We start from the raw sequence: 22275 nt of genomic DNA, 5'->3' as shown, positions 1-22275 counted from the left end.
AGGAGGTTCCGTGAGCGCAGCTCTCGTAAAGGCCATGTCCCAGCCCGGCTTTTATCCCCACGGCCCTGAGCGGGTCAGCGTGTTGCAGACCCATATCTCGTGGGTGTTTTTGGCGGGCGACCTCGTGTACAAGGTCAAGAAACCGGTGAATTTCGGCTTTCTTGATTTTTCCTCTCTGGAAAAAAGGCGCTTTTTCTGCGAGGAGGAGATTACCCTCAACCGCCGCCTTGCTCCTGACACCTATCTGAAGGCCGTGGCCGTCCACAGGGGCAGGGACGGGACCTACAGCCTTGAAGGTCCCGGGGCGGTGGCCGAGTGGGCCGTGGTGATGAAGCGGCTTCCCGACGAGGGCATGGCCGACCGGATGCTTTCCGAAGGCAGGCTTACGGAGAGCGTTCTGGACCTTCTTGCCGGAAGGCTCGCGGCCTTTCACGAGGAAGCGGCTACCGGCGGTGATGTTGACCGGGCCGGTAGCCTTTCGGCCATAGGGAAAAATCACAAGGACAACATGGATGTTCTGGAGCGCTACGTGGGAAGCGTGCTCACGAGGCTCCAGCACCGGTTTCTCTCCGTCTGGGCCGAACGCTTCATAAGCGGAAACGCCGCGCTTTTTGAGGAGAGGATCAAAAAGAAAAGAATACGGGACTGCCACGGAGACCTCCACCTGGAAAACATCTGCGTGGAAAACGGCGTTCCGGTGGTTTTCGACTGCATCGAGTTTTCCCCGGCGCTCCGCCACGGAGACGTGGCCGGTGAAATCGCCTTTCTGTGCATGGACCTCGATTACTCAGGGGCAGGCGACCTCGCCGACCACTTCGCCGCATCCTACGCCAGGTGCGCGACGGACCCCGGCCTTTTCGGCGTTCTGGCCTTCTACAAGTTCTACCGGGCCTGCGTCCGCGCCAAGGTCCTGTGCCTCAGAAGCGACGACCAGTCACTAAGCTCCGCCGAACGCAAGGAGGCCTGGTCCAGGGCCTGCTGTTATCTCGATTTCGCCTTCACCTACGCATCCCGTTTCTCCCGGCCCACCCTCATCATCATATCGGGCCTCATGGGCACCGGAAAAAGCGCCCTTGCCCGGGAACTCGCCGCAACCACCGGAAGCCGCCTGATCAGAAGCGACGTGGTGCGAAAGGAAATCCTGGGCATCAACCCGGCCCGCCACGTCAAGGACCCCTACGGGAAGGGGGCTTACGACCCGGAAACCACCTCAAGAACCTACGAGGTCATGCTCCGGGAGGCGAGGCTTTGCCTGGAAAACGGCCAGAGCGTCGTTCTGGACGCGTCTTTCAAAACCGCAGCACAGAGGAAGATGGCCCAGGACCTTGCATCAGGGGCCGGAGCCGAGTTTTTCGCGGTGGCCTGCCAATGCCCGGAAACCGAGGTGAAAAGGCGTCTGGTCAACCGGAGCAGGATCGGGCAGGACCCCTCGGACGGGCGGGTGGAGATTTTCGGGCTTCAGAGGGACGACTACGAGGAGCCTTCGGAAATCCCGGCCAGAAGGCTCATCCGCATCACCACCACCTTAACCCCCCGGAGGCTCTCCCAGGAGGTCATCACCGGAATCCAGGGCATCTGAACTGTTCCGCCGCGCCTTCGGGCCGGGGCCTGCCTGCTCAAAATACCCGCGTTTTAGGGGTTGTTTCCAAAAAAACTTTTGCAAACGGTAGCGCCTTCATCCCCGCCGACTTTGCCAACGCTCCTTGCGGAATACGTTAAGTATTCCTCAGTCACGCGCCTTGTCGGCGGGGCGAATTCGCTTGCCTCGGTGCCACAAATTTTTTTCGGAAACAGCCCCTAAATTCGGGCTTACCATTTTTTTCCTTTTGGTTTATATGGTATCTACTTTTTAAAAATTCCGCCCCATTACTGCGCCCTCACGCCCATCAACCAAGGGAGTAGAGCCATGTCCACCCTGACGGTATCGAGCCCGTCCTTCAAAGACGGAGGAGCCATCCCCGAAAAGCACGCAGCCTGCGGCGAAAACCTTTCCCCGGCCATTTCCTGGAAGGGGCTTCCCCCCGGAACCAAAAGCCTCGCCATAATCGCGGAAGACCCGGACGCGCCCTGGCCCAGGCTTCCCCTTTTGAAGTGGGTCCACTGGATAGCCTACAACATCCCGGCCTCGGAGGGCGGGCTTGCCGAAGGCGCGGACCGCTCGGAACAGATGGCCAGCGGGGCGCTTTCGGGAAAAAATTCCTTCAAGCGCTTCGGGTACGACGGCCCGGCCCCGGTCCTTGGCCGCCACCGGTATTTTTTCCGTGTCTATGCCCTGGATTCCATGATCGAGCTTCCGGCTGGAAAAGCCAACAAAAAGAGCCTCTTGGAAGCCATGCAGGGGAGGATTCTGGAGCAGGCGGAGTTGATGGGGACTTTTGCCAGATAAAGAAGCCACAGGGGCTATGCGATGTCCCGCCTGAAGGAAAGCGATATGAAAAAGAATCGAGCAAGTATCCTGGCCGCCGCCCTGATCGCAGTCCTTGCGGTTTTTCCGGCCTGCTCCCTAAAGACTGTGAAAACCGAGACCCTGGGAAACCCAGAAGCGATGAAAAGGGTCCTCATCGCCTACGACCACAGCGCCTTCAAGGCCAAGGCGGCCAGCGAGGCCGCAGCCCTCCTGGCCTCGGAGGGCTTTTCCGTCACTCTCACCGACGTTGGGCGGCTTTTGGAACAGGATTCCGAAAAATTCGGCGCGGTGGTGCTCATGGCTCCCCTGGTGGCCTGGCGTATGGACGAAAACGTCCGGGCCTTCATCGCAAAGACGCCCGAAAGGGATAAGATCGTCCTGGTAACAACTGCGGGCGGCCCGGACTGGAAGGCCGACATCGAGGGCGTGGATGCGGTCACCGAGGCCTCGGTAATGGAAAACGCGGACACCCTGGCCCATACCATAGCCGGCAAGGCGAAGGCCCTGATCGATGAAAAATGACCCGGAAAGGCCAGCCATGACCCGCCGCCCAAAGGCATCTTTTTTCATCCTGCCCCTTATCCTGTTTTCGATCCTTTCGCTTTTCCTCCCGGTTCCGGTGGGCGCGGCGGCAGTCAAACCGGATTTCCGCCTGTGCATACTTTATTTCAACGATTTTCACGGCGCGCTGGACGCCGCCGAAAGGCCCGAAAAGGACGGGGCGGCGGGCGGGGCGGCCCGGTTGGTGAAACTTGTAAAGGACATTCAAAAGGCCAACGAAAAGGCAGGGATTCCCACCCTGGTCTTCAATTCGGGCGATTTCGTCCAGGGTCAGCCCCTGTCGAACGCTGGCCAGGGGGCGGTGGAGGCGGCCATGTTCAACATGATGGGCCTATCCGCCTATTGCCTCGGAAACCACGAGCTGGATTTCGGCCCAAGACGGCTCATGGCCCTTATCGGTGAAATCAAGGCCCCCTGCGTTACGGCGAACCTTTCCGTTTCCGGCCAACCGGTGGGAGCGCCGCGTATGTTCACGGTGGGAAACATCAGGGTGGGGGTGGCGGGGCTTGTGGCGGCGGATGATTTTTCCGTCGAAAGCCCAACGGTGGAGCCGTCTTTTTTGAAGGACGTGAAGGTAAGCGGCGAAACCGCCCAGGCCAGGGCGATTGTGGCCGATTTAAGGTCGCGCGGGTCCGATTTTGTGGTGTTTCTGACCCATTTTGGAGACAAAAGGGACAGGCGGCTGGCCGAAAAGGTCTCAGGAATAGACGTGATATGCGGGGCCCACTCCCACACCCTGATTCCGGGAGCGGTAAAAGTGGGCAGGACCCATATAGTCCAGGCCGGAAGCTATGGAAAATACCTTGGGCGCATGGACGTGGAGTTTTTGCGCAAGCGCCCGGCCAGGGTTTCCGCAAGGCTCATACCGGTCACCGCAGGGCTTTCGGAAGACCCGGAAATGGCGCGCCTGATCGCCCAGAAAAAGGAGGCGGTTCCCGACGCGGAAAACGAGGTCCTGGCCCAGAATCGCTGCCTGCTCAAGGTTGACGCCAGGAATATGCGCACCGGGGAAACCCCTGCCGGAAACCTTGTGGCCGACGCCATGAGGTTCGAGCTTCGGGCGGACGCAGCCATGATAAACGGCGGGGCCATAAGGGCGGCGCTTCCGGCGGGCCCGGTCACCCTGGCCCACGTGAAGGCCTTTCTGCCCTTTGCCCAAAGCCCCACCCATCTCGTGTCCATCACCGGGGCCGAGCTTGCCAACGCGCTTCACCACGGGGCCAAACAGGCGGGCAAGGGCGGCTTTCCCCAGGTTTCGGGCTTAAGTTTCACCCTGGTCCCCCTGGTGGGGGCCTTTGACGTCAGGGTGGGCGACGAGCCCCTGGACAACCGTAAGGTCTATACCCTTGCAGTCAACAGCTTCATTGCCACGGGCGGGGACGGCTACACCGTGCTCCGGGACATCCCCGCCGAGCGCCGTTCGGTCCATCCCACGGCGGCCCTTCTTCTTGCCCGCCACCTCAAAACCCGCTACGGGCAGGCGGGCCAGGTGCTTGATTATTGCGAGCCCCAGGACCGAATAAGGCTACCGCTTTCCGCATCCCTGGGCTACAGCGGAATGTTGCCGTGGCGCTTCCTTGGAAGCTCCTTCTTTTTGCCCGAAAGCATGGCGAAGGCTTTGATAAGGTAGCTGCGGGTGGCCGCCGGAGTCACCACGTCCTCCACGTTCATGTTGGAACTTACGTCGTAGATGGGGTTGGCGTAGGTTTCCTTGTATTCGGCCAGTTTCTTGGCGAGGTACTCCTTGTCCCCGAAGCTGGACTGCCCGTAAAGCAGCATCACGCTCTGCTCCGCCCCCAAAATTCCGGTTTCCATTGTGGGCCACAGAAGAACCATGTCGGTTCCGAGCCCCGGAAGCACGCCCATTCCAAGGTTTCCGCCGCCGTATGCCTTGCGCAGAACCAGGCTTATGCGGGGAACGGTTGCCTCGCAAAGGGCGTACAACACCTTGGCCCCGTGGCGGATAATGCCCGCGAACTCCTGGTCCGAGCCCGGCATGTAGGCGGGAGTGTCCACCAGAAGCAGGAGCGGAATGTTGAAGCAGTCGCAGAATCGTATGAAGCGCGCCTGCTTGTCGCTGGAGTTGACCGTTAAAGACCCCGCAAGGCAGTTGGGCTGGTTGGCCACTATGCCCACGGTGCCGCCGTTGAGCCTGCCGAAGCCCGTCACCACCTCCGGCGCGAACTCGGCCTTCACCTCGTAGAAAAAGGCGTCGTCAACGATGACCTCTATGGCCTTCCGCACGTCGTAGGGCGTCGAGGGGCTTGACGGCACTATGTCGTAAAGCTCGTCGCAGCTCCGGTCCGGGTCGTCGTCGCACTGGTAGACTGGCGGATTCTCGTCGCAGTTCTGGGGCAGAAAGCTCATGAGAGCGCGGATGTCCGCAAGAAGCGCGGCCTCGTCCGGGCAGCGGAAGTCGCAGACCCCGGAAACCTGGGCGTGGACCTTCGCGCCGCCCAAATCCTCCATGCTTATGGCCTCGCCCGTCACCATCTGGACCATCAAGGGCCCTGTGATGAACATGTGGCTGGATTTATCCACCATGTAGATGAAATCGTTCAGGGCCGGGCTGTAAACGGAAATTCCGCCGCAGGAGCCCAGGATTGCCGAAATCTGGGGGATGACTCCGCTCGCCAGGGTGTTTGGGTAGAAGACGCTTCCCCCGTGCTTTTCGGAGATGTTGGAGAAAATCGAGCGCTTCAGCTGCCCCAGAAGGTCAAGCTCCTTTGAGTTGGGCACCCTGGCCCCCGGCGAGTCGTGCAGGCCGATCATGGGGGCGCGCATCTCAAGGGCGCGTTCGATGGTGCGGTACATCTTTATTCCGTGCTCTATGCCCACCGAGCCGCCGCGAACCGTGCGGTCCTGGGAATAGACGAAGACCTTCCTGCCGTGGATTTCCCCCGCGCCGCAGATTATGCCGTCGGTGGGCTGGTCGTTGGCGTGGCCCGCGAGCTGGTAAAGCTCCATGAAGCTGCCCTCGTCCAGAAGGGCGTCCAGGCGCTCCCTGGCCGTAAGATGGCCCTTTGCGTGCATCTTGTCGATTTTTTCCTGGCCGCCGCCCAAAAGGGCCTTTTGCCGCACGGCTTCGAGTTCGTTGAGTCTTTTCTCGAAAAAGGGGTCCATTGTTTCCTCCCGAAGGTTTCCTTTGACACCGGCGTTTTAAAACGGTTTGTGCCTCTCAACAATTTTCAGCTTGCCCTTGAAATGAACAGGGAACTTTTCCCCTGGGAGCGCGGGCGTCCAGCCCGCTTTTGCAGCACAATGCGGGCGGGACGCCCGCGCTCCCAGGAAAATCCCCCCGCTGAAAACAGTTAATAGCCACGAAACGGTTTTTCACCGGGCTTGTATGGAGGCTTCCGCCTCCTCAAGCGACTCGTAGCCAAGCTCCCTTATCATCGCCTCGTATATCGCCTGGGCCATGTTTTCGTTTCGATCCAGATACTCCTGCGCGTCGGACATTAGTTCTTGCAAGGTTTGTTCCGAATATGTCTCAAGCTCGCCTTTCAGGTAGCGCTCGAAGGATGTTCCCCGTTCTCCCCCGTCGTCGTCTGAAATCCCCCTGCCGCGCCCCATGACCCCCGGATATTTTTCCGCAAGCTCGCGCTGCCACCCCTTTTGAATCTCAACGATGGCCGGTATCAAAGGGCTTTGGCTCAGGGGCGGGATGAGATCGTCCATGCGGGCGTACTTCAAGGTCATGAGGTTGTCGCCCTCTGATTCCGCCCGTTTGAGGTCTTTAAGGTAGCTTTCGAGGGTCTTTTCGCTCCAGGCCGAAAACTGGGCCGCCCGCATCACCTTGAAGCGCTCCGGGTCCTCCTGGCAGGAGGCCTTTTCGAGGCTTCGGACCGAGAGGAACATGGAAAGCTCGATGGAAAGTATCTGAGCGATGACGCCTTGTTTTCCGGCATGGTCGTAGGGGGTGCTCATGGGGCCTCCGGTTGAAAGATTGGGAGGATTTCTGTAAACTGTATAAGAAGAGTCCAGGCGCAGGGCCGGGCTTTCGGGAAAGGGGACATGGCAATCCATGATGATTGATGAAAAATGCCGTTCCGGGCCTCTCGGCGGAAAGCCAGTCGCCGTCATCCGCGAGGTCGGGCCACGGGACGGGTTTCAGTCCGAATCCAGGTTCATCCCCACAGGCTTTAAGGCCCGGATGATCGGAAATCTGGCTGACGCCGGGTTATCAATAATTCAGGCTGCAAGTTTCGTGCATCCGAAGCTGATGCCCCAGATGGCCGACGCCGAGGAAGTCCTGTCCATGCTGGGTAAAAGGCCGGAAACACGCCTTGTGGGCCTTGTCCTGAACTTTATCGGAGCCGAAAGGGCCAAGCGGGCGGGGATGGCTGAAATCGAGGCCGGGGTTTCCGCCAGCGAGACCCACAGCAGGAAGAACACGGGCTTAGGCAGGGCGGCGGCTTTTTCCGAATGCGAAAAAATCGCGGACCTTTGTAAATCAAGCGGAATGAGGCTCTGGCTCAACGTGCAGTGCGCCTTCGGCTGCGGTTACGAGGGCCGGATTCCGCAGGATGACGTTGCGGAACTTGCGGGAAGGCTGTGGTCGCTCGGCCCCGAATATCTTGTTATCGCCGACACGGTGGGGTCGGGAACGCCGGAGGCGACGTGCTCCCTCCTGGAAAAAATTCTCCGCTTCGCCCCCTCCGACCGCGTGTTCATGCATCTTCACGACACGAAGGGCCTTGCGGTGAAAAACCTTCTGGCGGCGCTGGAGATGGGCGTGACCCGCTTCGACGCGGCCTTCGGCGGCCTTGGCGGCTGCCCCTTCGCGCCGGGCGCTCCGGGAAACCTCGCAACCGAAAGGGCAGTCAACATCCTGGAAAGCAAGGGCTTTTCGACCGGCGTGGACCTTGAAAAAGTTGAGGAAACAACTCGGCTTTTCCATGAGGCGATGTCGGGCAGGACGCTGTAGGCCCGGCATGGCGGGCGTTTCGGGCAGGAATCTTGCATATTCAATATGGTAACCTCCGTCAGTCCGAAAAAAGATCGGATGCAAGCCTGGATATCAATTTTTATAAACGCGATGAAGCGCGAAGGTTGGCGAGCGGCGCGGGGAGGAGTAGTACTTTTCGTACATGACGACCCGCGCCGTGAAGCCTGACACAGCGATTCGCGTTTTTGGACGGGCGCTTACCTTTTCAAGGAGGAACTCATGGATCTGAAATGCCAGAAGTGCGGCTTCAAGAGCGATTACCTGGAATTCAAGTACCTTTGCGCGTCCGGCTGACCGGCTTGCGGAGAGAGCGATCTCCGCGAGTGCCCCCGTTGCGGGGCGCGCGTCCTGTTGAGCCGGGCCGAGGGCCTTGAGGAGGAACACATCGAGATGCAGGGGCTCTGCCAGGAATTGAAGGACTTCGAGAAGACATCCGACATGAAAAAGCTGGAGGAGGCGAGGCGGGTGATCGCCAAGCTCCGGTCCATGAACCAGCGCTGGAACATAAAGGAACTGAACGCCTTCATAAAAGAGCGCCAGAGGGAACTTTTTTTCTGAGGCCCGATTTGGCCGCCCGGTTTCGAACCCAAAGGGGCTGGGCGGTTTTGACCCACTGGGAATAAAAGTCTCATTATGGGTCATTTTTGACACGCATATTAGAAAATATCGTGATTATAGGTACTTAATTTTTTACGTCCTGGAAAGTGGGTCATTATGGCCCATTTTCCGTTTAAGGCCCTAAAATTCCCCGCCCATCCCCGTAACGTGTTTCTTGCTTAACAATTCAATTAAAATCAAGGTCTTGAATATTTATTTCCCGCCCGGTCCTTCTTGGCACCATCCTTGCGGAATAAAACGGCGGATACGCTTTTTATTACGGCGGATTGAAAACGCCAAGGCTTTGACAATCAAGGAAATCCTCACTTGCTTTCAAGGGAGAGTCATGAACGAAAACGCGTGCGGCCTGGCCATTCCCGCGCCTGAGCCCCATTATTTCCTTCCGGGCGAGGTCATTGAAAACATGACCCTCGTGAAAAAGCTCTCCGACCGCCACCCGGTGAACGTGCTTGTGGCCGGAAAGCAGGGTTGCGGAAAATCCACCATGGTGCGCCAGTTCGCGGCCCGCAACAAGCGGCCCCTGGCCACCTTCCAGATAGGCATCCTCTCGGAGCCGGGCCAGCTTTTCGGCGAGCACCGCTTGAAGGACGGCGAGACCTATTTTCAGAAATTCCTCTTTCCCGAAGCCATCCAGACCCCCGGCTGCGTGATTCACTTAGAGGAAATCAACCGGCCCGAACACCCCAAGGCGCTCAACATGCTTTTTTCGGTGCTCTCCCAGGACCGGCAGGTTTACCTGGACGAGCTTGGCCTTTTGAAGGTCGCCCCCGGCGTGGTTTTTTTCGCCACCTTGAACGAGGGCGAGGAATTCGTGGGAACCGAGATGCTGGACGCAGCGCTCCGGGACCGTTTCTACGTCACCCTCCTGGACTATCTCCCCAAGGACGTGGAGGCCGACGTTCTGCATCTCAAAACCGGCGTCTCCCGCAAGGACGCGGAAACCATAGTGACGGTGTCCAACCAGCTTCGGCGCAACACCCAGGAGCCCATCGTGGTCTCCACGCGCCATACGCTGATGATCGCCGAGATGGTGGCGGTGGGGGCGAGCGTTCGTGACGCCTTCGTATTCTCGCTCCAGGTTTCAAAGGACGCGCTGGAATCGGTGCTTCTTTCCCTTCATCTCAAGACCGGACAGACCGAGGCTTCCGACCAGGGAAGGTACAGATCGTATTAAATGGACTGCATGGGCCCCACACCCCTTGTTTTCGCCAGGGCGGAGGACGCCGCCCCGCCGCCCCCGCCTTCAAGCGCCGGGGCCGAGGCCCTCTCGCCCTTCTGGCGCAAGAACGTGTCTGTATCCGAGCCCACGGAACTGGCCAACGTGCTGAGGGCGCTTAGGAAGATCACCGGCTCCATCGGGCCCAACACGGGCCGGGTGGAGTACCTTGGCATGAGCCACGGGGACGCGGCCTCCATCGTGGTGGACCCGGCCATGATAATGGGCGAGTACCCGGTGCCGGGCAACCGCATGGACTACCTGGTGGGCCTGGTCACCCACGAGGCCATGCTCAAAACCGAGTGGACCGAGCGGGTATGGAAGAGCCTTGGCCCGTACTTCAAGACGCTCTCCGGCATTCACCGGGTGATGTTCCAGAAGATCGTCCAGACCGGCGAGGACATCTACGTTGACCGCCTTGCTGACCGCTCGGTCCTTGGCCGCTACGTTGCAAAGACCCGTGGCCGGGCTCTTGCGGAAATGGCGGCCAAGCTCAGAAGCGAAATCCTTACAATGGACGCCCTTGTGTACCTGTGGTGGATGTCCACCTGGACCAAGAACGTGGAGCGCCTTTTGGAACCGGTCTACGAGCCGCCCATGTTTTTTTTGAGGGGACTCACCGAAGCCCTGGAAAGGCTTCCCGATCTGGAACCGTCTGTTGTCAGCCGCTGCGCCCAGAGGGCCGAGCTCTACAAGGCCGCCTGGGAAAACGTGGGGGCCATCTGCGCGAGGCTTACGGTGCTGGACCGAAGGCTTGTGTGGTGGGACGAGGACGACGATTATCTTCCCAAAAAAGTCGAACAAAAGCGCAGGCTGGACGACATCCCCCCAAAGGCGGTTCTGACGTCCGGCCTCGTGCATGAAATCGAGACCCGGCTTGCTTTGGGTTCGGCGGACATAACACCGTTAATTCGCAACGTGGCGGGCCTCGATAACCCGGATGTCGCCCCCATGAGCCGGTGGGACTACAACATCCCGGCCCACCCCGTGGTGGACCGGCGCATGGTGGGGCGCGTCAAGGCCATCTTCACGGATTACGCGGCGCGGCAAAAGGTGGTGACCCGGGGGCTCACCAGCGGCAAGGTGGACAAGCGCCGCCTGTACCGGGCTCCCATTTCGGGAAAATGCTTCACCCAGACCGGGAGCCTCCCGGACCTTGACTGGAACGTGACGCTCCTTCTGGACGCCACCGGCTCCATGCGGGGCGGCAAGTGGCGCATGGTGGAAAACACCGTGGGAAACCTCGCCAGGGCCCTGACCGGGTTCAAGAACAACCTGTCTGTTTACGCCTATTTCGAGATGGACGGAATCGCCATGATTTCAAGCCTTTATTCGGGCGGGAAACTCATGAGCGTGCCGCCCTCAGGCCAGACCGCATCCGGCCAGGCCATAATCGCGGCGGGCTTTTACATGCCCAAAGACGCCAGAAGGAAACTTCTGATTCACGTCACCGACGGGGAAAGCAACTTCGGCGTTGACGTGGAAACCGCCATAGCCTATTGCCGCCGCGAAAAAATCCACCTCGTGACCCTTGGGGTGGGGGTTCCCGACAAACAACTCATGATAAAGCAATACGGCAAGACCATCCAGTTCATAACCAGCTTCGGCCAGCTTCCGGCCGCCGTGGAAAAACTTCTGAAGTGGACCTTCCTGTACGGCGACAAGCGCCGCATGGGGGAGGATCCTGCGTTTAAAAAATGGTTTGATCCGATTGATAATCAAAAGCGGGAGGGGGAGAAAAATGCAGGTAAGTGACGCTGTGAAGGAATTTTTCGCCACCAGGGAGCGCACCAACGTACTGGCCACAAGCGGCAGGGATGGAGAAGTGAACGTTGCGGCCTTCGGCTCCCCCACCCTTCAAAACGACGACACCATCATGATGATGCTGGGCGACAACCGCACCTGGGGCAATTTGAAGGAAAACCCCAACGCGGCCCTTTTGGTCATGATGCACGGCGGAGTCGGCATGGGCATGAAGGGCTGCCGCCTCTATCTCAAACTGCGCGACACCTCCGACGAGGGTGAAAAATTTGACGCCCTCTTAGGTCCAATTCGGGAGCGCATCGGGCGCGGCGCGGATATCCTGAAGCATTACGTGGAGTTCAATATTCTGTCAGCCAGGCCGATCTTAGACTTTGGGCAGGGAATTTAACGGGGCATCAACCTGGGAGCGCGGGCGTCCCGCCCGCTGTGTGCGGCAAAAGCGGGCGGGACGCCCGCGCTCCCAGGAATGCAGCCCTGTTTTCCGTTCGCCCTTATAATGGGGACTCAATGCTCATAGGTCCCGGAACAATCGTCACCATGACCTACGCTGTTCGGGACGAAACGGGCGAGGTTCTGGATGACATTTATCTGAAAAGCCCGGTGAAGTTCGCCTTCGGGGACAAAAGGTTTCCAAGGGGGCTTACCGCCGCCCTGGCCGGGCTTTCGGACGGGGACGCGAAAAACGTGACGCTTGCCCCCGGAAAGGCCTTCGGCGAACGCCGGGAAGATGCGGTGATAAGGATAAAGGCCGGGGAGCTTCCCACGCCGCCAACGGCGCGGGGCGAGCTTTTTTCCAGGCTTTCGGACACCGGGGAACGGGAGGTCTTCACGGTTCTGGGTTTCGTGGGGGACCGTGTGATCCTGGACCCCAACCACCCCTGGGCCGGAAAGACCCTGACCTACGACATAAGGGTGATAGCGGTGGAGCCGGTCAATCGGGAACCCGCCGCAATAAATCCGATTATGGAAGGATGAACAAGATGGCGGAAGATGCGATTTTGGAATCGGTAAAGGACTACGTGGGCACCATCACCTTCAACAGGCCGGAGCGCCGCAACGCTCTTTCCACGGATATGCTCTTTACCCTGCATCTTCTGCTGGAAAAATGGGCGCAAGACGGGGCCGTGCGCTGCGTGGTGATAACAGGAGGCCAGGGCAAGGCCTTTTCGTCCGGCTATGACATAGCCTCCATCCCCACACAGGTAAGCCCTGAAATGGAGGAACTCATCAAGAATCACAACCCACTGGAGCTTGCGTTCTCATCCCTGAAAAACTTCCCGTACCCCACTATCGCGGCCTGGAACGGCTACGCCTTCGGCGCGGGCCTGAACCTTTCCATGTGCTGCGACATGCGCATCGCCTGCCGGGAAGCCAAGGTCGGCATGCCCCCCGCGAAACTGGGCCTCGTCTACCATCCGGCGGGGCTTGTGGAATTCATCCAGGCTGCGGGCATGGCCCCAACCCGCGAGCTTTTCTTCACGGCCAGAAATTTTACGGCCCAGGAAGCATTTGAAATGGGCCTCGTGAACCATGTTGTGCCCAAGGAGGAGCTTTTCCCCTTTGTGGACGCGATGGCAGCGGAAATCGCTTCAAACGCGCCCATATCCTTAAGGAACACCAAGAAGATTTTGAACATGCTGGAAAAATCAATCTCCCTTTCTGCCGAGGACAAGGCCGCCGCCGAGCTTCTCCAGGCCGAGGGCTTTGCCAGCGAGGATTTGCGGGAAGGCCAGATGGCCTTTATGGAAAAGAGGAAGCCCAACTTCAAAGGCAGGTAGAGTGTTTTTAGGGCTTTTCGGCATTGGAGAAAATTTTCGATGATCACGGACCTCGAAAAACTGGCCATGAAGCTCAAGTCGCTGCCCGCCGGGGCGGCCCTCACCGGAAGCGGGGTGTCGGCGGAATCCGGCATCTCAACCTACCGGGACAAGGGGGGCCTATGGGACACCCACCCCAAGGGCGCGTCCGGCGGAATGCTGGGGGTTCTCGCAGCGTACCCTGAAAAGGCCTCCCAGATTCTGGGGGATTTCTTCGGCTCCCTCAAAAGGGCGCTTCCCAATCCGGGCCATACGGCCCTTGCGGAGATGGAGAAGGCCGGATTCATAAGAGGCATCATCACCCAGAACGTGGACGACCTGCACAACCGGGCAGGAAGCAGGGTCGTTTACGAGCTTCACGGAAACGTGATGAGAGTGCGGTGCATGAGCTGCGGGAAAAAGGAGAGACCGCAGAGGGACGAGTTCTTCGAGGTCGCGGAAAGGCTTGCGGCAAAGGCTTCGGGAACCGGCCTTTCCGCACTTTTGGGGGAGCTTCCGCGCTGCATGGCCTGCCACGGAATCTTAAGGCCCGATTTCGTCGGCTTCGGGGAAGCGGTGCAGGACCTAAGCGAAGCCGTAACTCTTGCGGAAAACTGCGGCTTTATGCTTGTCTGCGGAACGAGCGGGCTGGTGCATCCTGCGGCCTCGCTTCCGCTTCGGGCAAGGGAGCGCGGGGCGCTCATCGTCGAGATCAACCCCGGCGAAAGCGCCCTCACCAATATCGCGGACGCCGTGATACGGGAAAGGTCAGCCCAGGCGCTCCCGGCGCTCTTGAAACTCATGACGGGCTGAAAACAGTTGAAACGCAACAGGCCGGAACCGGGCCTTGGATTCACGAAAGGAGATTTATCATGGGCGTTCAATGGGACGTGGGTTACATTATTTACAAGAGGGCCGTGCAGCACCCGGAAAAGACAGCCATCATCTTCGAGGACGAGCCGGTCACCTACAGGGCCCTGAACGAGGGGGCCAACCGCTGCGCCCATTATCTCCAGAAAAAGGGCCTCAAGAAGGGCGACCGAATGGCGGTTTTGATGCTCAATTGCATCGAGTTTCTGGAGCTCTACTTCGGGGCGGCGAAACTGGGGGTGGTTTTCGTGCCGCTCAACTGGCGGCTGGTGGGGCCTGAGCTTGAGTACCAGATAAACGACTGCGCCGCCCGCCTCATCGTTTTCCACGACTCCTTCTTAGGTTCGGTGGACGGCATAAAGGGGCGGCTTACGGTGGAGGAGGACAAGTTCGTCTTCGCCAAAAGCGGCAACCCCGGCCAGCCCACCTGCCCGGCCTGGGCCGAGGACTACCACGACAAGCTGAACGGCAGGCAGGCGGCGGAGCCCAGGCCCGACACCCCCGTGGAGATGGACGATCCGCTCGCCATCGTCTACACGTCGGGCGTCACCGGAAACCCCAAGGGCGCGGTGCTGTCCCACGGCCAGACCTTTTTCAAGTGCTTCCAGACCGCCCTCTACACCTCCGAGGACGCGGGCGGCGACCAGGTGATGGTGGCCCAGATGCCGCTCTTCCATTCCGGAGGCCTCTTCATCGTGGCCACGCCCTCCATCTTCGGCGGCATAACGCTCATCATGCGCCGCAACTTCAACCCGGACGAGTTCGCGGAAGATATCCAGCGCTACCGGGCCACCATCGTTCTGGCCCTCACCACCATGTGGCGCTTCATCCTGGCCACCGGGAAACTTGACCAGATAGACGTGTCCTCGGTCCACACCGTCTTGGGCGGCGGCGAGCGTACCCCCCCATCGCTTTTCGACGAGCTTGCCAAGCGCGGCCTTTACATGCAGCAGGGCTTCGGCCAGACCGAGTGCTCGGCCATGACTTTAATGCCCAAGGCGGACATCCAGCGCAAGATGGGAAGCATCGGCAAATCCGGATTTTTCACCCACGTCTGGGTGGGCGACAAGAACGGAAACGAGCTTCCCCCCGGCGAGATCGGCGACATCCTGGCCAAGGGGCCGACCGTGATGAGCGGCTACTGGAACCTGCCGGAAGCCACCCGCCGCACCATCACCGACGGGATTCTCCACACCGGCGACCTTGGCTACAAGGACGAGGAGGGCTTTCTCTACATCGTGGACCGGGCCAAGGACATGTACCGTTCGGGCGGCGAAAACGTGTATCCGGCAGAGGTGGAGAAGGTGATCTCCGGCCACCCGAAGGTGCAGAACGTCGCCATAATCGGCGTTCCCGACGACAAGTGGGGGGAAACCGGCATGGCCTTCATCCTGCCCATGCCCGGCCAGGAGATAACCAAAGAGGAGATAGTGGAGTATCTTCAGGGCAAGGTCGCCAAGTACAAGCACCCCACGCGCTTCGAGTTCGTGGCGGAGCTTCCCCTCACCGCCACCATGAAGGTGAAGAAATCCGAGCTGAAGGAAAAATACGGTGCGAGACTTAACGGCTGACAAGGGCCCCGGCTGGGCCACCAGGGTCTCCGAAATCCTCGGGGTCCGCTATCCCATAATTTTGGGGCCCATGCGCATGATCACCATGGGCGAAATGGCGGCGGCGGTTTCCAACGCGGGCGGCTTCGGCCAGATTGGCGCATCCGGCCTTTCCGGCCCGGAGCTTAGGGCCGAGATCGCAAAGGCCAAGGCTCTCACGGACAAGCCCTTTGGCATCAACGTGCCGGTTTATCGTGAAAACGCCTTCGAGGCCATTGAGATCGCCATTGAATCGGGAATCAAAACCATCACCACGTCAGCCGGAAACCCGGCCAAGATCATGAGCCTGGCCAGAAGCGGCAATCTCACCGTGATTCACAAGGCAAGCTCGGTGAAGCTGGCCAAGAAGGCCGAGGACGCGGGGGTTGACGCCGTCATCGCCATGGGTTTCGAGGCCGGCGGGCACGTGGGCCGGGAAAACATCACCACCATGTGCCTTGTGCCCCAGGTTGTGGACGCGGTGAGGATTCCGGTCATCGCGGCGGGAGGAATCGCGGACGCCCGTGGGATCGCCGCCGCATTCGCCCTTGGTGCCGCAGGAGTGGAGATGGGCACCCGCTTCGTGGCCAGCGCGGAATCGCCGGTTCCGGGCTTTTTTAAAGATGGCCTCGTGTGCGCCGACTGCGACGCCACCCTTCTTTTGGGCAAGGAGGCCATGCCCATAAGGGTTCTCAAAAACAAGGTGACGGCCATAGTGGCGGGCCTTGCCTCAAACGAGGCCGACAGCGCCATGGTTTCATCCGGCGACGCCGCCTACGTGATGCAGGGCGGGGACCGCGACACCGCCGTCATGCCCTGCGGCCAGATAGCGGGCCTCATCGGCTCGGTGAAATCCGTTGCCGAAATCATGGACGAGCTGGTTTCGGGCGTGGCAGTCATCGCCCGGAGTTTTTCAGCTTTCGGGTAGATTATAACGTTAAGAAAGATAAAAACTAAGCCTGGATAAAAACGATGAACGGGGCAGCGCGAGCCGGGCTGGAGAGGCAATGTACCAGCCCTGTCCGGCTCGCGCCTGACACAGCAGTTCGCGTTTTTAGATGGGCGGATTAGGAGCAATATGAACTGGGAACACGTACTGCTGGACAAAAAGGAACATGTGGCCACCATCACCCTGAACCGCCCGGACCGGTACAACTCCTTCGGCGGGCTCATGCGCCAGGAGATAGTGGCGGCGCTCACCGACGTGGCGGCTGATAAAGACGTGCGCTGCGTGGTGATTACGGGTGCCGGGAAGTATTTCTCCACGGGCGGCGACGTGGGGGAGTTCGCGGCTGGCACCACCAAGGCCCTGGATGCCGCCGTTTCCGCCGAGCGCCCCGCCATGAGCCAGGCCGTGATGCTCATCAACTCCATGGAAAAGCCGGTGATAGCCTCGGTGAACGGAACCGCCGCAGGCGGCGGGTGCAATCTGGCCCTTTCCTGCGATATCCGCATAGCCAGCGAAAAGGCGAAGTTCGGGCAGGTCTTCGTGAGGCGCGGAGTCCACCCGGACTGGGGCGGAATCCATTTCCTGCCGCGACTGGTGGGCTACGCCAAGGCCTGCGAGCTGATCTTTTCCGGCGAGGTGGTGGATGCCGCCGAGGCCCTTAAAATCGGCATGGTGAACAAGGTGGTCCCCCACGAAGAGCTTCAGAGCGCCACCTGGGAAATGGCCCATCGCATGGCCCATAACGCCCCCATCCCCGTGGCCTTCGCCAAGCGCGGGCTTCAGAATTACGGGAAATGGACCCTGGCCGAGGCCCTCGACTACGAGTGCTACACCCTTTCGGTGTGCATGAAAAGCGAGGACATCATAGAGGGCTTCGGGGCCTTCCTGGAAAAACGCGAGCCCGTTTTCAAGGGGCGCTGACAATGGACCCGGCGGTCAAGGTCGCGGCCCTCAATCGAGGCGGCGGACGCCTCCTTTCACGGGGCCGACGTGTAGAGGCGGTGAATTGTTTCACAAAAGCCCTTGATTTGTTGAACGATTTTGGGTTAGAAGATGAAAATATCCGTGCGGCCCTGGAAAACAATCTCGGCCATCTTCTGAATTCCCTGGAAAAACGGGAAGATGCGCTCTCCTGCTTCACCCGGGCCAGGGACTTTTATAAAAGGGCCGGGGACCCGGTCAACGCGGCCCGCCAGGAGGCCAACCGGGGGTCGGTTTACAGGGACATGGAAAGGCTTTCCGAAGCCCTTCCGTGCTACGCCAGCGCCCTTTCGGTTTTCCTCAAGGCCGGGGCGGACGCGGACGCCGCCGACCAGCACGCCAACATAGCTTATATTCTGGCCCTTTCGGGCGATTCCCAGGGGGCTTATCGTCATTACCGGAAGGCGCTTTTGCTTTACCGCAAAACGGGCCAACACGAGCGGGCGGCCCTTGTGGAAAAAAATATCGCCGCCCTGGGGCTGGCCTGAAAATATCAATTGTTTTTGCGGCTCTTAACAATTTTCAGCTTGTCCGTGAAATGAACAGGGAACTTTCACCCTGGGAGCGCGGGCGTCCCGCCCGCAGTGAACGGCAAAAGCGGGCGGGACGCCCGCGCTCCCAGGAAAAATCGCCTTGCCGAGAATAGTTCGGATCGTCATTTCGCAATAGTTTTTTCACGCGTCATGCGGCTTTTCCAGGGGGGAAGGGGCCGCCCGGTTTCGCCATTTTTCCTCCCCGATTTCATGGAATTCCGCCGTGCAGGGTCTTCCTCTTTGCCAGAGCTATTTCGAGGCCGTGGGCAGGCCGGTTCTTGCCTCGCGTTTCGGCCATGTCCTCAGCAGGATGGCGGCGGGGCTTGTTGGCGACGGAAGCGAATGCTACGGCTTTGACGATGAAACAAGCCGCGACCACGACTGGGGTCCGGGCTTCTGCCTGTGGCTTGAGCACCGCGATTACGATGATTTCGGGGCGGAGCTTGGCCGGGTTTACGAGGCGCTCCCCAAAACCTACGCCGGTTTCGGCCCCAGGATAACGAGCCGGTGGGGGGAAAAAAGGGTAGGGGTTTTCTGCATGGAAGACTTCTACGCGGGCTTCATCGGCCTTGGCCGCGCCCCACAAACGCTGGACGAATGGCTGGCCGTTCCCGAAAACTGCCTGGCCGCAGCCACCAACGGCGCGGTTTTTTACGATCCCTTGGGCGAATTCTCCCGAATCAGGGAGGAACTTCTGAAATTTTACCCGGAGGACGTGCGGAGGAAAAAAATCGCGTCACGGCTCATGACCGCCTCCCAGGCCGGACAGTACAATTTCGGGCGTTCGGCGAGACGGGGGGACCTGTTCGCCGCGTCATATTCCAAAATAAAATTCGCGTCGGATTCGATTTCCATGATTTATCTCTTGAATCTGCGCTATACTCCCTTCTATAAGTGGATGTACAGGGGACTGGGTGAACAACCGATACTTGGGCAGGCGGCGCAAAGATTGGTCACGGCTCTGCTTGCCGAGCCCGATTTCAAGAAAAATGAAGATGTTATAGAATCACTCTGCTCCTTGGCCGCTAATGAATTGCGCCGCCAGGGGCTTTCAAATATTCCGGGAAACTTCCTGGCCGACCACGGCCCTGCCGTGGCCGAAGGCATTTCCGACCCGGCAATGAGATCAAGAAACATCTGGGTGGGCTGACAGGCCCGCTAAGATAAATTTTTAAGCGGCCTGTTTATAACCGTCTTTCAGACGCGGGCCTTCCGGCCTGCCGAACTTATTTTTCCGGCCTTTCATTTTTTAAGGATAAACCCGTAGCGAGGCCCGTGTTTTCCGGGCAGGGGAGAAGGGTGAATGAAGATAATAATCGAGTTTTTGTCCCAGGCTCACAAGAGCTTGGTTTACCTGGAAAAAACCGTAGTTATCCTGACCCTGTTTTCGATGATTTTTCTGGCCTTCCTGCAGGTGGTGGCCCGCAACATCTTTTCCTACGGGTTCATGTCCATAGATGAAATCCTTCGCATCCAGGTCCTGTGGCTCACCTTTCTGGGCGCATGTCTCGCCTCGGAATACGCAAGGCACGTGCAGATAGACGTTCTGGCCCATTTCCTCGGCGGCGGCACGGCGGCCAAGGTGCTGAACATTCTGGCCCAGGTTGTCTGCCTTGGCGTTTGCGTGCTTCTTTCCCAGGCCGCCATAGACTACATAAACATGGTGGCCTCCTCCGGCGCAGAGCCGTCCCCGGTGGGCGAGATACCCATGTGGGTGTTCCATCTGGTGATCCCTTACGCTTTCATAGCAATGGGCGTAAGATGCGTCATCAACATAGGCCGCATCTATTCGGGCAACTATTCCCGTTCCATCGAGCCGTAGCAGGAACAGGCGAAGAAACCGGTTTTTTGCCGGAACCGATCCGGCAGAACGGATTTGAGGGGGAAAGGACATCGGTAAATGCTTACCATTGGCTTGATATTGCTTTTCGTGGTTGCCGTAATAGTGGGGTCTCCGCTTTTCACCATCATAGGCGGCGCGGCGGTTCTCCTGTTCAAGTACGTTGCGCTGCAGGAAACGGCCGCAGTCATCATAGAAATGGGGCGGCTGGCCAACGCGCCGGGCATAACGGCGATCCCGCTTTTCATTTTCGCGGGCTACATTTTCGCCGAAAGCAAGGCTTCAAGCCGCATGATCCGCATATCCAACGCGGCCCTGGGCTGGCTTCCGGGCGGCCTCGCCGTGGTCTGCGCCATCGCCTCCTCAATCTTCACGGCTCTTACCGGAGCTTCGGGCATAACAATTATAGCGGTGGGCGGCATAACCCTTCCGGCCATGATTGCCGCCGGTTACAAAAAGGACTTCGCACTGGGCATAGTCACTGCGTCGGGCTCCTCCGGCGTCCTCATCGCCCCCAGCCTTCCCATCATCATCTACGGCATGATAGCCCAGACCGACATCACCCAGCTTTTCACGGCCTGCCTCATTCCGGCCTTCATCATCATCCTGTGCCTTTCATTGTACGGTATTGCCTACGGCATAAGGAGCGACATACAGACCGATCCCTTTTCCGTGAAGGAACTGGCCTCAGCCCTTTGGGAAGCCAAGTGGGAGCTTCCGCTTCCCTTTATCGTGGTGGGCGGCATTTATGGGGGCATCATCACGGTGGGCGAGGCGGCGGCGGCCACTGCGGTCTACGCGCTTTTGTCCGAGTGCCTCATCTACCGCGAGCTTCCGGTGCGGCAGATTTTGAAGATAGGCATAGATTCAATGGTGACGGTGGGTTCCATCCTCATCGTCCTTGGCTGCGCCCTTGGCCTCGATCCCGTCCACCTTGGCGTCATATTCCTGGCCAACCTGGAACTCGGCTACCTCACCCCGCCGGTGGGCGTGAACCTCTTCATCGCAAGCCTTCGCTTCGACGTTTCGGTAATGAAGCTGTACAAGGTCACCTTCCCCTTCCTCATGGTGCTTCTGGGAGCGCTCCTTCTCATCACCTACGTGCCCGACTTGAGCCTGTGGCTGGTGGAGGCTTTGGGGCAGAAGGCGGAAGTTTTGCCGATGTAAGATTTGATGGTCGATAACAGCGGACCTTTGACGTTGGGTTGCATAAACCGTTCATCCAAAAAGGGAGAAAAGACTCATGCGCATGAAGAAAAAATCCAATAGGTTTTCCGCAGTGGCAGCACTTCTTCTGGCCGCCTTCGTGCTCATCGGGTCCGGGTGCAGCCCCACCATGATGCGCTCGGCCACCATTGGCGCAATTGGCGGGCCTGCTGTTCTGGACATCCTGGACGTTCTGCTTGACAGCCCCAACGCGCGGGTGCTCCAGGAAGCCATGCCCGGCAACATAGCCCTCATCACCGCCGTCACCGAAATGGCCCCCACCCGCGACCTTTACCAGGTCTGCTGCTTTGTCTACACCTCCTACGGGATCATGGTTGAAGACAAGGACGTGCCCTACGCCAAAGACCTTTATGTCATCGGCAAGGAATACGGCATGAAGGCCCTTTGCATGGATCACGATTTCAAGGCGGGCATCGACGAGGGCAAGAAGATTCCCGAACTCACCGCCGGCCTCGACAAGCGCTACACCGCCTCCCTGGCCTGGGCAGGACTTGCCACCGGCCTTCTCATCATTCACCAGATGGACGACCCGCTTGCGCTCATGGGCCTTCCGGACGCCGTGGCCCTGGTGAACCGCTCCGTCGAGCTTGACGACAAGTATTTCTTCGGCGTGGGCAAGGCCTTTTTGGGCGCCTACTACGCCCTCATGCCCGAATTCCTGGGCCTTGGCGGCGGCCCCGTTGCTTCCGCTGAAATGTTCAACAAGGCCCGCGCCATTACCGGCGGGAAATTCCTTCTGGTGGACGTGTTCGAGGCCCGGTATCTGAAAACCTACATCGACGACCGCGAAGGCTTCGACGCCCTTTTGAACAAAGTTCTGGCAGCCGACTCCAAGGAGTTGAAAGGCGGACGGGCTTTGAACGAAATGGCCAAGGTGAAGGCCAATTACTTCATGTCAATAGCCGACACCCTGTTCTGATGAGCGGGGCCATGTTGGCCGTATAGATCGATTCCGCCCCAAGAGGCGGGAGGATGA

Annotated in this window: 21 protein-coding genes and 1 pseudogene; 20 read left to right on the top strand and 2 right to left on the bottom strand. The window is 59.3% G+C overall.

Translation table 11 applies throughout. The annotated features are described in order from the left end of the window. Window positions 1-10 precede the first annotated feature (10 nt). The 4 genes from HZB23_02025 (at window position 11) to HZB23_02010 (ending at window position 4598) form a co-directional block, all read left to right on the top strand. Window positions 11-1579 carry an AAA family ATPase gene (locus tag HZB23_02025; protein MBI5843429.1) on the top strand — a complete coding sequence of 523 codons (1569 nt, stop codon included), beginning with the start codon at window positions 11-13 and terminating at the stop codon, window positions 1577-1579. 327 nt (window positions 1580-1906) lie between these two features. Next, complete coding sequence (locus tag HZB23_02020; GenBank protein ID MBI5843428.1) at window positions 1907-2386, top strand: YbhB/YbcL family Raf kinase inhibitor-like protein; 480 nt, start codon at window positions 1907-1909, stop codon at window positions 2384-2386. 45 nt (window positions 2387-2431) lie between these two features. Then, window positions 2432-2929: a hypothetical protein gene (locus HZB23_02015; GenBank protein ID MBI5843427.1), complete on the top strand. Its 498-nt coding sequence runs from the start codon at window positions 2432-2434 to the stop codon at window positions 2927-2929. A gap of 16 nt (window positions 2930-2945) precedes the next feature. Continuing rightward, window positions 2946-4598, top strand: coding sequence for a bifunctional metallophosphatase/5'-nucleotidase (locus tag HZB23_02010; GenBank protein MBI5843426.1), 1653 nt, complete (start codon window positions 2946-2948; stop codon window positions 4596-4598). Here HZB23_02010 and HZB23_02005 read toward each other — a convergent pair. Both HZB23_02005 and HZB23_02000 read right to left on the bottom strand, forming a co-directional pair. After that, window positions 4517-6091: an acyl-CoA carboxylase subunit beta gene (locus tag HZB23_02005; protein MBI5843425.1), complete on the bottom strand. Its 1575-nt coding sequence runs from the start codon at window positions 6089-6091 to the stop codon at window positions 4517-4519. The genes HZB23_02010 and HZB23_02005 overlap by 82 nt on opposite strands. Window positions 6092-6301: 210 nt before the next feature. Next, entirely contained in the window at window positions 6302-6895 is a 594-nt protein-coding gene (locus HZB23_02000; protein MBI5843424.1) for a DUF4125 family protein, read from the bottom strand. A gap of 97 nt (window positions 6896-6992) precedes the next feature. On the opposite strand from HZB23_02000, the gene HZB23_01995 reads away from it, so the two are divergent. The 16 genes and pseudogenes from HZB23_01995 to HZB23_01920 all read left to right on the top strand — a co-directional run bounded on the left by HZB23_01995 (window position 6993) and on the right by HZB23_01920 (window position 22218). Continuing rightward, complete coding sequence (locus HZB23_01995; GenBank protein ID MBI5843423.1) at window positions 6993-7895, top strand: hydroxymethylglutaryl-CoA lyase; 903 nt, start codon at window positions 6993-6995, stop codon at window positions 7893-7895. A 240-nt stretch (window positions 7896-8135) separates the two neighbouring features. After that, window positions 8136-8474 (top strand): annotated as a pseudogene (locus tag HZB23_01990) (hypothetical protein). Between the two features lie 385 nt (window positions 8475-8859). Then, window positions 8860-9708 carry a MoxR family ATPase gene (locus HZB23_01985; GenBank protein ID MBI5843422.1) on the top strand — a complete coding sequence of 283 codons (849 nt, stop codon included), beginning with the start codon at window positions 8860-8862 and terminating at the stop codon, window positions 9706-9708. 9 nt (window positions 9709-9717) lie between these two features. After that, window positions 9718-11505, top strand: a complete 1788-nt coding sequence (locus tag HZB23_01980; protein ID MBI5843421.1) for a VWA domain-containing protein — start codon at window positions 9718-9720, stop codon at window positions 11503-11505. Beyond that, entirely contained in the window at window positions 11492-11902 is a 411-nt protein-coding gene (locus HZB23_01975) for a pyridoxamine 5'-phosphate oxidase family protein (protein MBI5843420.1), read from the top strand. Before HZB23_01980 ends, HZB23_01975 begins: the two co-directional genes overlap by 14 nt. 119 nt (window positions 11903-12021) lie before the next feature. After that, complete coding sequence (locus HZB23_01970) at window positions 12022-12489, top strand: FKBP-type peptidyl-prolyl cis-trans isomerase (protein ID MBI5843419.1); 468 nt, start codon at window positions 12022-12024, stop codon at window positions 12487-12489. 5 nt (window positions 12490-12494) lie between these two features. Next, window positions 12495-13292 carry an enoyl-CoA hydratase/isomerase family protein gene (locus HZB23_01965; GenBank protein ID MBI5843418.1) on the top strand — a complete coding sequence of 266 codons (798 nt, stop codon included), beginning with the start codon at window positions 12495-12497 and terminating at the stop codon, window positions 13290-13292. A 66-nt stretch (window positions 13293-13358) separates the two neighbouring features. Beyond that, window positions 13359-14123 carry an NAD-dependent protein deacylase gene (locus HZB23_01960; GenBank protein ID MBI5843417.1) on the top strand — a complete coding sequence of 255 codons (765 nt, stop codon included), beginning with the start codon at window positions 13359-13361 and terminating at the stop codon, window positions 14121-14123. 59 nt (window positions 14124-14182) lie between these two features. Then, the gene (locus HZB23_01955) at window positions 14183-15751 is read left to right on the top strand and encodes an AMP-binding protein (GenBank protein MBI5843416.1); all 1569 of its coding nucleotides are present in this window, start codon (window positions 14183-14185) and stop codon (window positions 15749-15751) included. After that, window positions 15732-16697 carry a DUF561 domain-containing protein gene (locus HZB23_01950; GenBank protein ID MBI5843415.1) on the top strand — a complete coding sequence of 322 codons (966 nt, stop codon included), beginning with the start codon at window positions 15732-15734 and terminating at the stop codon, window positions 16695-16697. Before HZB23_01955 ends, HZB23_01950 begins: the two co-directional genes overlap by 20 nt. Before the next feature lie 150 nt (window positions 16698-16847). Beyond that, the gene (locus tag HZB23_01945; protein ID MBI5843414.1) at window positions 16848-17639 is read left to right on the top strand and encodes an enoyl-CoA hydratase; all 792 of its coding nucleotides are present in this window, start codon (window positions 16848-16850) and stop codon (window positions 17637-17639) included. A 2-nt stretch (window positions 17640-17641) separates the two neighbouring features. After that, window positions 17642-18187, top strand: coding sequence for a tetratricopeptide repeat protein (locus tag HZB23_01940; GenBank protein MBI5843413.1), 546 nt, complete (start codon window positions 17642-17644; stop codon window positions 18185-18187). 268 nt (window positions 18188-18455) lie between these two features. Then, complete coding sequence (locus tag HZB23_01935; GenBank protein MBI5843412.1) at window positions 18456-19382, top strand: DUF4037 domain-containing protein; 927 nt, start codon at window positions 18456-18458, stop codon at window positions 19380-19382. 153 nt (window positions 19383-19535) lie between these two features. Then, window positions 19536-20054: a TRAP transporter small permease subunit gene (locus tag HZB23_01930; protein MBI5843411.1), complete on the top strand. Its 519-nt coding sequence runs from the start codon at window positions 19536-19538 to the stop codon at window positions 20052-20054. 78 nt (window positions 20055-20132) lie between these two features. Further along, the gene (locus HZB23_01925) at window positions 20133-21239 is read left to right on the top strand and encodes a TRAP transporter large permease subunit (GenBank protein MBI5843410.1); all 1107 of its coding nucleotides are present in this window, start codon (window positions 20133-20135) and stop codon (window positions 21237-21239) included. Between the two features lie 82 nt (window positions 21240-21321). After that, window positions 21322-22218 carry a hypothetical protein gene (locus tag HZB23_01920; protein ID MBI5843409.1) on the top strand — a complete coding sequence of 299 codons (897 nt, stop codon included), beginning with the start codon at window positions 21322-21324 and terminating at the stop codon, window positions 22216-22218. Window positions 22219-22275 lie beyond the last annotated feature (57 nt).

The sequence above is a fragment of the Deltaproteobacteria bacterium genome (assembly GCA_016235345.1).
Taxonomy (GTDB): Bacteria; Desulfobacterota; Desulfobacteria; order Desulfobacterales; family Desulfatibacillaceae; genus JACRLG01.
Note: the sequence above shows the minus strand (reverse complement) of the source record. Positions and strands in the feature narration are given on the sequence as shown.